The organism is Pseudoduganella violaceinigra DSM 15887 (assembly GCF_000425385.1).
Classification (GTDB): Bacteria; Pseudomonadota; Gammaproteobacteria; order Burkholderiales; family Burkholderiaceae_D; genus Rugamonas; species Rugamonas violaceinigra.
Genome location: NZ_AUDI01000004.1, coordinates 453,865 through 465,687 on the forward strand (window position 1 = coordinate 453,865; position 11,823 = coordinate 465,687).

8 protein-coding genes and 1 pseudogene are annotated in these 11,823 nt (G+C 62.1%); 8 read left to right on the forward strand and 1 reads right to left on the reverse strand.

The window, feature by feature from the left end; translation table 11 throughout:
- The 8 genes and pseudogenes from vioC to H597_RS36310 form a co-directional block, all read left to right on the forward strand.
- Nucleotides 1-1,290 (forward strand): NADP-dependent violacein biosynthesis oxygenase VioC, encoded by a 1,290-nt coding sequence (vioC, locus tag H597_RS0105895; protein WP_028101317.1) that lies wholly within the window; start codon nt 1-3, stop codon nt 1,288-1,290.
- Nucleotides 1,290-2,408 (forward strand): flavin-dependent violacein biosynthesis monooxygenase VioD, encoded by a 1,119-nt coding sequence (gene vioD, locus H597_RS0105900; RefSeq protein ID WP_028101318.1) that lies wholly within the window; start codon nt 1,290-1,292, stop codon nt 2,406-2,408. Before vioC ends, vioD begins: the two co-directional genes overlap by 1 nt.
- Nucleotides 2,409-2,418: 10 nt before the next feature.
- Nucleotides 2,419-3,000: a violacein biosynthesis enzyme VioE gene (gene vioE / locus H597_RS0105905; RefSeq protein ID WP_028101319.1), complete on the forward strand. Its 582-nt coding sequence runs from the start codon at nt 2,419-2,421 to the stop codon at nt 2,998-3,000.
- A 133-nt stretch (nt 3,001-3,133) separates the two neighbouring features.
- Nucleotides 3,134-4,312, forward strand: coding sequence for an MFS transporter (locus H597_RS0105910; protein ID WP_028101320.1), 1,179 nt, complete (start codon nt 3,134-3,136; stop codon nt 4,310-4,312).
- Nucleotides 4,313-4,344: 32 nt separating this feature from the next.
- Nucleotides 4,345-4,734, forward strand: a complete 390-nt coding sequence (locus H597_RS0105915) for a hypothetical protein (protein WP_028101321.1) — start codon at nt 4,345-4,347, stop codon at nt 4,732-4,734.
- Nucleotides 4,735-5,077: 343 nt separating this feature from the next.
- The gene (locus H597_RS0105920) at nt 5,078-5,296 is read left to right on the forward strand and encodes an MbtH family protein (RefSeq protein WP_028101322.1); all 219 of its coding nucleotides are present in this window, start codon (nt 5,078-5,080) and stop codon (nt 5,294-5,296) included.
- Between the two features lie 208 nt (nt 5,297-5,504).
- On the forward strand, nt 5,505-8,780 hold the full coding sequence (gene fabD, locus H597_RS0105925) for an ACP S-malonyltransferase (protein WP_035373287.1): 3,276 nt from the start codon (nt 5,505-5,507) through the stop codon (nt 8,778-8,780).
- Nucleotides 8,781-8,852: 72 nt separating this feature from the next.
- Nucleotides 8,853-11,480 (forward strand): annotated as a pseudogene (locus H597_RS36310) (type I polyketide synthase); the annotation flags it as partial.
- On the opposite strand, the gene H597_RS36315 reads toward H597_RS36310, so the two are convergent.
- The gene (locus H597_RS36315; protein ID WP_229632112.1) at nt 11,469-11,810 is read right to left on the reverse strand and encodes a hypothetical protein; all 342 of its coding nucleotides are present in this window, start codon (nt 11,808-11,810) and stop codon (nt 11,469-11,471) included. The pseudogene H597_RS36310 and the gene H597_RS36315 overlap by 12 nt on opposite strands.
- Between the last annotated feature and the right edge of the window lie 13 nt (nt 11,811-11,823).

Here is an 11,823-nt window from a genome sequence, read left to right on the forward strand (position 1 = left end):
ATGCATAAAATCATCATCGTAGGCGGCGGCCTGGCAGGCAGCTTGGCCGCCATCTATCTGGCACGGCGTGGACACGATGTCCATGTGGTTGAAAAGCGCGCCGATCCGCTGCAGCCCCCTCCGGCGAACGCCGACCCGGTCAGCTCACGCGCCATCGGCGTCAGTATGACCGTGCGCGGCATCAAGGCAGTGCTGGGTGCCGGCATCAGCCTGGAGGAGCTAAACCAGTGCGGCGAACCCGTGGTCGGCATGGCCTTCTCCATCCGCGGCCAATACAAGGTGCGCGAGTTGCATCCGCTGGAAGGCTTGTTCCCGCTGTCCTTGAACCGCAATGCCTTCCAGCGCCTGCTCAATCAATACGCGGCGCGGCACCAGGTGAAATACTCGTTCGAGCATAAATGCCTGGATGTCGACCTGGAGCGCAAGACCGTGCTGGTCCAGGGGCCGGACGGCGTGGTGCAGCATCTGCATGGCGACCTGATCATCGGTGCCGACGGTGCTCACTCGGCGGTGCGGCGCGCCATGCAGAGCGGCATGCGGCGCTTCGAATTCAAGCAGAGCTTTTTCCGCCACGGCTACAAGACGATGGTGCTGCCGAATGCCGAAGCGCTGGGCTTCCGCAAGGACCTGCTGTACTTCTTCGGCATGGATTCCGGCGGCGTCTTCGCCGGCCGCGCCGCGACCATCCCGGATGGCAGCATCAGCTTCGCGATCTGCCTGCCGTATACCGGCGCGCCCAGCCTGCACACGCAAGACCGCGCAGTCATGGCCGGGTTTTTCGGCCGTTACTTCGGCAATCTGCCGCAGGCCAGCCGCGAAGAACTGCTGGACCAGTTCCTCGCGCTGCCCAGCAATGACCTCATCAACGTGCGCTCCAGCACCTTCCACTATAAGGGCCATGTGCTGCTGATCGGCGACTCGGCCCATGCCACCGCGCCTTTCCTCGGGCAGGGCATGAATATGGCGCTGGAAGACGTGCAGGTCTTCGTTGGCCTGCTGGACAAGCATGGCAATGCCCTGGAGCTGGCTTTGCCCGAGTTCACCCGCCAGCGCAAGGTGCAGGCCGACGCCATGCAGGAGATGGCGATCGCCAATTACGAGGTGCTGAGCAATCCGAACTTTCTTTTCTTCCTGCAGGCGCGCTACACCCGCTATATGCACCAGAAATTCCCGCGGGTGTATCCGCCCGATATGGCCGAAAAACTGTATTTCACCTCGGTTCCTTACGCTGAATTGCAGCAAATCCAGAAGAAGCAAAACGTGTGGTACAAACTTGGAAGGGTAAATTAATGAAGATTCTCGTTATCGGCGCCGGCCCTGCAGGATTGATCTTTGCCAGCCAAATGAAGCAAGCCCAGCCAGGCTGGGACATCCGTATCGCGGAAAAAAACACCGAAGAAGAAGTGCTGGGCTGGGGCGTGGTGCTGCCGGGGCGGCCACCGCGCCATCCTGCCAATCCATTGTCCTATCTGGAGCAGCCGGAGCGGCTCAACCCGCAGTATCTGGAAGAATTCAAGCTGGTGCACCACGACCAGGCCAATCTGATGAGCACCGGCATCACCTTGTGCGGCGTGGAGCGGCGCGCCCTGGTGCAGGCGCTGCGCGCCAAATGCGTGGCGGCCGGCATCGCCATCAGCTACGAAACGCCGCTGGCCAGCCAGGCCCAGCTCGAAGCCGAGTACGACCTGGTGGTGGTCGCCAATGGCGTCAACCACAAAACGCTGGAGTTGCCGCCGGCGCTGGCGCCGCAGATCGATTTCGGGCGCAATAAATACATCTGGTACGGCACCAGCCAGCTGTTCGACCAGATGAACCTGGTGTTCCGCGGCAATGCGCAAGGCATGTTTATCGGCCATGCCTACCGCTATTCGGACACGATGAGCACGTTTGTGGTCGAATGCGATGAGCAGGCGTATGCCCGGGCCGAGCTGGACATGCGTTCCGAGCGCGATGCCGCCGCCTATATCGCCAAGGTCTTCCAGGCAGAACTGGGCGGCCATGCCCTGGTCAGCCAGCCAGGCCAGGGCTGGCGCAATTTCATGACCCTCAGTCATGACCGCGCCTGCGAGGGCAAGTTCGTCCTGATCGGCGATGCGCTGCAATCGGGCCACTTCTCGATCGGCCACGGCACGACCATGGCGGTGGTGCTCGCCCTGCTGCTGGTGAAAACCCTCAGCGCCGATACCGACCCGGCGGCTGCCCTGGCCAACTTCAACGCCCGCGCGCTACCCTTGGCGCATCTGTTCAAGGAGCATGCCAACAGCAGCCGCCTGTGGTTTGAAAGCGTGGCCGAACGCATGGGTCTGAGCAACGAGGAATTGACCGCCAGCTTCGATGCCCGGCGCAAGGACTTGCCGCCGTTGCCGGATGCACTGATGGTCAGCCTGGGCTACGCCCTGGGCCGCTGAGGAGACGCCGATGCCCGTCCCCATCACGCCGCCGCTGCTGCCGCAGCAATGGAGCAGTGCCTATATCTCGTATTGGCTGCCGATGCGGGAGGAAGACCAGATCACCTCCGGCTATTGCTGGTTCGATTATGGCCGCAATATCTGCCGCATCGACGGCTTGTTCAATCCCTGGTCGGAAAGGGAGACCGGGCATCGGCTGTGGATGTCGGAAATCGGCGATGCCCGGCGCGGCCAGAGCCGCAAGCAAAAAGTGGCGTATGCCAGGGAAACGGCGGCGTCCGGCGTCCGGCTGTACGAGACGTCCCTACCCGATACCGTGACGCCGTTCCAGGAATTGTTCCTGCCGCAGGCCATTCTGCTGGATGGCGCGGCGCGGCATGACGGCTGCCACACCGTGCTGGGCCAGCCCGCCGACGCCTGGGTGGTGGAGCAGGCCGGCATGGCGCCGTCGGTGTTCTACCTCCAGGCTGGCAGCAACCGCCTGCTGCGCATGGTCACGGGCAAGGACGCGCAGCATCGTTCGGTGCGCGATTTCCCCAACTTCTTTGCTGGGGATATTCCGGACAGCGTGTTCATGGCGTCGCCCGGCTGAGCCCGTCCCGTTTACGGGAGCCCAGTCAGGCGCAAGGATCTGCCGTGTCGGCATCCTTGCGCCTGGCCCTCACGATTTTTGCCCATCTTTGCCGCTCATGCGCGCGTGAGCCCGGCTTTTGCAGGAGAACTGTATGCCTTTGCTTGTCTATATTCTGGGATTGACGGTGTTCTCGCTGAGCACCTCCGAATTCATGGTGGCGGGGATGATGCCGTCGCTGGCCCATGCCTTGGGCGAGCCGGTGGCGCGCATCGGCTATCTGATTTCCCTCTATGCCCTGGGCATGGTGATCGGCGGGCCCCTGGTCACCCTCGGCATGCTGAAGCTGCGCATCCCGAACAAACAGGGCTTGCTTTGCCTGTTGGGCCTGTATGCCATTGCCCAATCGGCCGCCGCCTCGGCCGACAGCTATGCGCTCATGGCCGTCGCCCGGCTGCTCACGGGCGTGGCCGGCGCCGCCTGTTTCGGGGTGTCCCTGGCCATCTGCGCGGAATCCGTCAGCCCGCCGGTACGCGGCCGCGCCGCTGCAGTCGTGATCGGCGGCCTCATGCTGGCGTCGGTCCTGGGCATGCCGCTGACAACGCTCATCGATCAGCAGCTGGGATGGCGAGCGAGCTTCTGGCTGGTGGTGGTGCTGGCGTTGCTGTGCATGGTCCTGGTCGCCTTGCTCGTGCCCCGCTCCAAGCCGTCCGTGGTTACCAGCCTTGGGCGGGAACTGGGCGCGTTCCGCAAGCGCGAACTGTGGGCGGCCTATGCCACCAGTGCCCTGGTCATCAGCGCGATTTTTGCGGCATTCAGCTATTTCACGGCCATCCTGACCACGGTCAGCGGTTTCCCTGCCAGCTCGATTCCCTGGCTGCTGGGTGTGTACGGCATCGCCAACGTGGTCGGCAATGGCGTGGTGGGGCGCTATGCGGACCGTTACACCATCCCGATCCTGGCCGGCGGCATGGTGCTCCTGAGCATCGCCTTGGCGCTGTTCGCCGTCTTTGCCCACCAGCGGAGCGCCAGTCTGGTGTTGCTGGTCGTGATCGGCCTGGTCGGCATGTCCATGAACCCGGCCATCATTGCGCGCGTGATGCGCATTGCCCACCCCGGGCCGCTGGTCAACACCGTGCACACCTCCGTCATCAATATCGGCCTGAGTGCCGGCGCCTGGATTGGCGGGCTGGGCATCGCCGCCGGCCACGGCTTGCTCTCGCCGCTGTGGGTCGGCGTGGCGCTGGCCATTCTCGGCCTGCTCAGCCTGTTGCCCTACCTCGGTCAGGAACCGGGCGGGGCCAACGCCGCCTTCACGGCCCGTGCCGATTGACAACGGCTCGCCTTAACAAAGGAGCAGACAGCATGGACGTTTTCGCTTCGCTTGCCGGGTTCCTCGGCATTAGTTATCCGGCCGCGCTCTTGCTTGCGGACGCCGGACGTCGCCCAGAGCAGGCGCTGGTCATCCATTTGCAGTACGGAGCGTGTGATCCGAACCGGGTGTTTGAGCTGGAGGACTGGATACGGCAAGCCCTGGCCAAGGCCGGGGGCGGCGAATATGTCGGCCATGAGGTCGTACCGGACCGCAGTGGTGTCTTCCTCCATCTCTATGGCCGGGATGCCGATCACATATTCCGGGTCATTGAACCGATATTGGGCAATTTCCCGTTCCTGCGGGTGGTCGAGGTGAACAAGCGCGTCGGCCCGCCCGTGGGCGCTGACGTGGAAGCGATGCCCCGTACCGGGAGGAAATAGGCGCTGGCGCTCGACGGATTGTGCAATGTGGTGGAAGGCGCGTGTTCAGGATTAATTTCAGCTAGTTATATTCTTTCGATAGAGAAAGTTTGTTCATTTTTCGCTGAATAAAATTCCGTGAAATGGGAAATGGGTATTGCCAGGTTCAAAAAAAAGCGCAATGTTGCAAATATTGTATGAATTTGACTAGTGTGTTGCATGTTGAGAGAAAGTCAACTTCCACACTGTATAATGCCATGCGTTGCCATAAAAGAATGTAAAAATGGCAAACAGTGCAATATTGGCAAGTACCCGTTTCACCATTTTTAGCAATGAGCACCACTGATCACGCATTGGAGCAAGCATGTCTGACTTGGAAAACCCGGCTGCAGAGTTGTACGAAGTAGTGGTAAACGAAGAAGAGCAGTACTCGATCTGGCCGGCCAGCAAAGAGCTTCCCCTCGGGTGGAAGAAAGCGGGCAAACACGGCGCCAAGGACGTCTGCCTTGCCTATATCAATGAAGTGTGGACCGACATGCGCCCACTTTCCCTGCGCCGAGCGATGAGCTCATCACAGCAGTAGCCCAGCCTTTTCCAACAGGCTTTTGCCGGGAGCGGCCGCTGGCCCCTCCCGCGTGCGGCAGATTCACCATGTAAAGAAAGTGCGTTGAACCGCTGGCGGCGGTTCGCGTGCTCCTGCATTGAACGGAGCGGTAGCGCGGCTCCTTTGTAGCGAGTAGCGATGAATCGAACTGTTTTATCCCCTAGCGAGGCTAGCCATGGGGCATGCGATGAGTAAAACCGTCTTCATGTTTTCCGGGCAGGGCTCGCAGTACCGGCAGATGGGCCTTGAACTGTATCGGCGCGAGCCGGTGTTTCGCAGCGTGATGCAGCGTCTCGATCCTTTGGTCAGGAGCCGCTGCGGCGTGTCGGTGCTGTCGGCCTTGTACGAAGATGCGAACAGCGAGCAACTGCTAAAGCGCGTTCGTGTCAGCCATCCTGCCATCTTCATGGTCGAATATGCGCTGGCCCAGACTTTGATTGCCGCCGATGTGCGGCCAGACATGGTCTTGGGTTCCAGTCTCGGCTCCTATGCTGCGGCGGCTGTCGCAGCTTGCGTTAGCGCTGAAACGGCTCTGGAAGCCGTGATCGAAAAGGCGCTGCTGCTGGAGCGGCATTGTGCGCCCGGCTGCATGCTCGCTGTCATGGGAGATCCCGAGTCGTACCTGACGCCGGCGATACGGGAAATCTGCGAGCTGGCAGCCCGCAACTTCAGCGGGCATTCGGTATTGGCCTTGCCGCTGGATCAACTGGCCCGCGTTGAAGGCCACCTGCGCCAGCTTGGCCTGGCTTTTCAGCGGCTGGACGTGGAATTCGCTTTTCATTCGCGCTGGATCGACGCGGCGCGCCAACCCTATATCGAATATCTGCAGGCGCTGCAAGCGCAGACAGCGGCCATTCCATTGGCATGCTGTGCCGGCGCGAATGTGCTGCGTACTTTGCCCGCTGACTTTTTCTGGACCGTGGCGCGTGAAACCATCCGATTCCAGGACACGGTGCAAGCACTGGAAGGGCAAGGCAGCTACCGCTATATCGATGTTGGTCCGGCGGGTACGCTCGCCACATTTCTCAAATATGGATTGCCGGCCGGATCGTCGTCGCAAATCCACACGCTGATGTCGCCGTTCGGTAGCGACAGCGGCAATCTGGCGGCCGTGATAAGCCAATGCCGCCAGCCCGCAGGTAGGACAGAGCAGCATCAACCCATTAAGGAGAGCAGGGCTATGAAGGCAGTGATTTTTCCGGGGCAGGGCGCGCAGTTCAAGGGAATGGGCAAGGACGTCTTTCCCCTTTACCCCGATCTGGTGCGGCGCGCGTCCGAGATTCTTGGCTACTCCCTGCAAGAGCTCTGCCTCAGCGACAGCCAGAACCTGCTTTCGCAAACCCGGTATACGCAGCCGGCCCTGTTCGTGGTCAATGCGCTCAATTACTACCGCCACCAGGCGCAGCACGGCGGAGCCGCGCCGGATTTCTTTGCCGGCCATAGCCTGGGCGAATACAACGCGCTGCATGCCGCGGGCGCATTTTCCTTCGAGACGGGCGTGCGCCTGGTGAAGAAGCGCGGTGAGCTGATGGGGGCTGCGCGCGACGGGGCCATGGCCGCCGTGCTGGGCGCTTCGGCCAGCGAAGTGCAGTCCATTCTCGACCAGCACAAGCTCGATCAGATCGATATCGCGAACTACAACTCGCCGACGCAGATTGTGATCGCGGGCAGCAAGGATGCCATCGCCGCTGCGGAGCAGGTTTTTGCCAGCCGCAATCTGCGCTATGTGACGCTGAACGTCAGCGCCGCTTTCCACTCGCGCTATATGCGCCCGGCGCAGGCCGAATTTGCGCGCTTCCTGAGCGAGTTCTCCTTTGTTGCGCCAACAGTGCCGGTGATCGCCAATGCCAGCGGCCGCCCATACGAGGCGGAGCGGATCGCGGAAACGCTGGCGGCGCAGATTGCCGGTCCGGTGCGCTGGGTCGACTCGGTACGTTATCTGATGGGGCGCGAGGTGGATGAGTTCCAGGAAATCGGCGCAGCGGTGCTGAGCAAGATGGTGCAGGAAATCCGCAGCAAGGAAACGCCGATTGTGGAGGACAAACCGATGGCGCCAGCTGCTACCGCGGCTGCCACCCCGGCGCCGGCGGCAAGCGGCGCGCCGGGCATTCAGTCGACCCGTCTCGGCAGCGCCTTGTTCCGCCAGCGTTTTGGATTGCAGTATGCCTACATGGCGGGTGCCATGTATCGCGGGGTGGCCTCGGCCGAGCTGGTGATCCGCATGGGCAAGGCTGGCTTTCTGTCTTTCTTTGGTGCGGGCGGCCTGCCGCCGGCGCGCATTGAAGCCGGCATCCAGCGTATTCAGTCCGAACTGAAGGACGGCCAGCCATATGGCATGAACCTGCTGGCGAACTACGAATATCCGGCCGACGAAGAAGCGGTGGTCGAACTGTATCTGAAATACGGCGTGACCAATGTCGAAGCGGCGGCTTTTATGCAGATGACGCCTGCGCTGGTGCGTTTCCGCCTGTCCGGCTTGCGCACCGATGCGCGCGGGGCGGTCGTGTGCGATCACCGTATCGTCGCCAAGATTTCCCGGCCCGAGGTGGCGAAAGCCTTCATGAGTCCAGCGCCTGCGGCCATCGTCGCCAAGCTGCTGGAGCAGGGCAAGATCACGGTGTTGCAGGCCGAGCTCGCGCAGCGCGTGCCGGTGGCCCATGATATTTGTGTGGAAGCCGATTCCGGCGGCCACACCGATGGCGGCATCGCGGCTGTGATGCTGCCGCCCATGCTGCACATGCGCGACGAGCTGCAGGCCAGCCACCGCTACGCGGAACCCATCTGCATGGGTCTTGCGGGCGGTATTGGTGGGCCTGAAGCGGCGGCTGCGGCCTTCCTGCTGGGCGCGGATTTCATCATGACCGGCTCCATCAACCAGTGCACGGTGGAAGCCGGAATGAGCGATAACGGCAAGGCGATGCTGCAGGAAATCGATATCCACGATACGGAGTATGCGCCGGCCGGCGATATGTTCGAGATCGGCGCGCAGGTGCAGGTGCTGAAGAAATCCGTTTTCTTCCCGGCGCGCGCCAACAAGTTGCTGTCGCTCTATCGCCATCACAACAGCCTGGACGAAATCCCCGAGCGCACGCGCCGCCAGCTCGAAGGCACGTATTTCAAGAAGACCTTCGCTGAAATCTGGAACGAGACCGCCGCCTGGTTCAAAGCCCAGGGCAAGGACCATGAAGTGGTCAAGGCCGAGGCGAACCCGAAGCACAAGATGGCCCTGGTATTCCGTTGGTACTTCGCCTATTGCACGCGCATTGCGATGGAGGGGCGCAATGAGGATCAAGTCAATTACCAGATCCAGACCGGGCCGGCCCTCGGTTCCTTCAACCGCTGGGTGAAAGGCACGGCGCTGGAATCCTGGCGCAACCGGCATGTGGACGAAATAGCCCTCAAGCTGCTGGCCGCCACCGCCGAGCATTTGAACCGTTCGTACACCCGTTTCCATCAGGCTTAAAAGGTCCGCTGCGCTATGAATAAAGAAAATCATAAAAATCAGGGTGAAACCGGCGCTATCGCCATCGTCGGCATGGCTTGCCGTTTTCCCGGCGCGGCGAATTACGATGAATTCTGGAAGAACCTCAGTGCCGGTCTGTCCAGCGTCGGCGAGGTCCCGGCGAACCGCTGGGATAAGGAGGCGTTTTACTCCAGCGACAGCCAGGCGAAGAACAAGGCTGTCAGCAAGTGGGGCGGCTTTATGGATGGTGTGGAGTACTTCGACGCGGACTTCTTCGGTATTTCGGGACGCGAAGCGGTGGCGATGGATCCGCAGCAGCGCATCATGCTGGAACTGTCCTGGGCCTGTATGGAGGACGCTGGTTACGATCCTTCCGCCTTCAACGGCAGCCGTACCGGCGTGTATGTCGGCGTATTCAACTTCGACTATCAGGAGCATCTGCTGCGCACGCTCGATTCGATCGAAGCGCATGTTTCAACCGGCACGCACACGGCGTTGATCCCGAACCGCATTTCGCACTATTTCAACCTGCATGGTCCAAGCCTGCCGATCGACACTGCTTGCTCAAGCTCGCTGGTGGCGCTGCACGAGGCAGTGCATGCGATCCGCCGCGGGGAATGCGAGCAGGCGCTGGTGGGCGGTGTCAGCGTCCTGTGCAGCCCGACCCATTTCATTTCCTTCTCGAAGACCGGCATGCTGTCGCCGGACGGCAGCTGCAAAACGTTCGACGAGCGCGCCAACGGCTATGTACGCGGCGAAGGGGCGGCCATGGTGCTGCTCAAACCTCTCGCCAAGGCGCTGGAGGATAAGGATAACGTTCTGGCGGTAGTGCGTGGCACGGCGCGCAACCATGGCGGACGGGCGCGCACGGTGACTTATCCCAACTCGCAAGCCCAGTCGAAGGTGGTGGCGGAAGCGCTGAGCGAGGCGGATTTCCCCGTCAGCACCCTGACTTATATCGAGGCCCACGGCACCGGCACGCCCAAAGGCGACCCAATCGAGATCGAGGGCTTGAAGCTGGCCTTCGCACGCGTGGCGCAGCAGCGCGGCGAGGCGCTGCCCGAGCATATCTGCGGCGTGGGCAGCGTAAAGACCAATGTGGGCCACCTGGAGTCGGTGGCCGGTCTGGCTGGCGTGATCAAGGTCATTCTGTCGATGCGCGAGCAAACCTTGCCGGGCCTGGTGCACTTCCAGAAGCTGAATCCCCGCATCGATCTCGATGCCGGTCCTTTCTACATTGTCGACCGGCAGCGCGACTGGCCGGCTTTGCGCGATGAGCAAGGCCAGGCAGTGCCACGCCGCGCGGGCGTCAGTTCCTTCGGCTTCGGCGGCGTGAATTCGCATGTGGTGATCGAGGAGTATCTTCCGGTGGGGCCGCAGGACGCCGAGCAAGCATCGGGCGACGCGCCTGCGCTGATTGTTTTGTCGGCCAAGACGGCGGCTGGCTTGCGCGACCAAGCTCGAAGCCTGCTCTCCGCCCTGGATACCGCGCAGATTCAGGATGCCGGTATCGGTGCACTGGCCTACACGCTGCAAGTAGGGCGCCAGGCGATGGCCGAGCGCCTGACTTTGCTGACCGGCTCTCTTCCCGACCTGAAGGAGCAGTTGCAAGCCTGGCTGGATGCACCATCCGGATCGCGCCACGCGCGCAGCGCCCGCGTCACCGCCGAGATGCTGACGGCGATTCAAAATGAGCCGGATAGCCTGCAAGCCGTGGCTGCGGCGCTGGCCAAGAGCAATCTTCCGGAGCTGGCGCAGTTTTGGCTGCATGGACATGCCATTGACTGGGCAAGCCTGTATGGCGGGACGAAACGGTCACGTGTCGCGCTGCCTTCCTATCCATTCGCCAAGGTGAAATACTGGGCCGAGGCGGAAAGCGGCGCCGTTCCCTTGGCGCGCGCCGAGCTGCATCCTTTGCTGCATCAGAACACCTCCGACCTGAATGGGCTGCGCTTCAGCAGCCAGTTCAGCGGCAAGGAGTTTTTCTTTGCCGACCACGTGGTGCAAGGCGCCAAGACCCTGCCGGGTGTGGCCCAGCTGGAGATGGCCTTGCGCGCTGCGCAGACTGTCAATGGCCGCGCTGGTAAGTTGCGAGTTAAGGACGTGGTCTGGGCGCGTCCCGTTGTCGTTGGTGACCAGCCGCTGGACTTGCACCTGGCCTTGTTCCAGGAATCCGAAGCCGAAATCGGCTACGAAATCTATCGCGAATCGGACGATGGCGAGATCGTTTATGGCAAGGGTTCTTTGCTACCGGCTAGCCCTGAAGTGCGACTCGCCAGGCACGATCTGCAGTTATTGCAGTCCCAATGCAGCGCGGCGCGCCTCAGCGCCGAGCAATGCTATGCCGCCTTCGACAAGGCGGGGCTGAGCTATGGGCCTGCGCATCGCGGTCTGGTCGATATCCAGGTTGGCGCCGATCTGGCCCTGGCACAAATCCGCCTGCCGGAGTCAGTGCAAGCGGCATTCGGGAGCTTCGAGCTGCATCCAAGCTTGCTCGATGCCGCCCTGCAGGCGGTTATTGGCTTCCAGGCCAATGCCCAGGGCGGACTGGCCGCAATGGGCTTGATGCTGCCGTTTGCGCTTGGGTCCCTGGAAGTATTGGCGCCATGCGCGCCGTCGATGTGGGCGCTGGTGCGCCGCAGCGCAGGCAGTTCCGCAGGCGACGTGGTGCAAAAGTTCGATGTCGAGCTATGCGACGACGACGGCGTGGTGTGCATGTCCCTTGGCGGATTCTGTCTGCGTGCCGCTGGTGCCGTTGCCACTGCGGACGGGGAATCGATCCGCACGGCGCTGTTCCAACCTGAGTGGACGCCGCAAGCTCCGGCGGCTGCACAGGTACCGGCTTTGGCTCGCCATCTGGTGATGCTGTTTGGCGGCGTGGCGGCCGCCCCTGCCCAAATCTCGGCGCGGATGCAGGGCGTGGAGTGCCTGTCCGGCGCCGATGACGCCGATATTGCCGTAGCGTTTGAGGCGGATGCCTGCATGCTGCTTGAGCGTATCCAGGCCCTGGGCGCGCAGCCGGGGCAGCATTTGATTCAGGCTC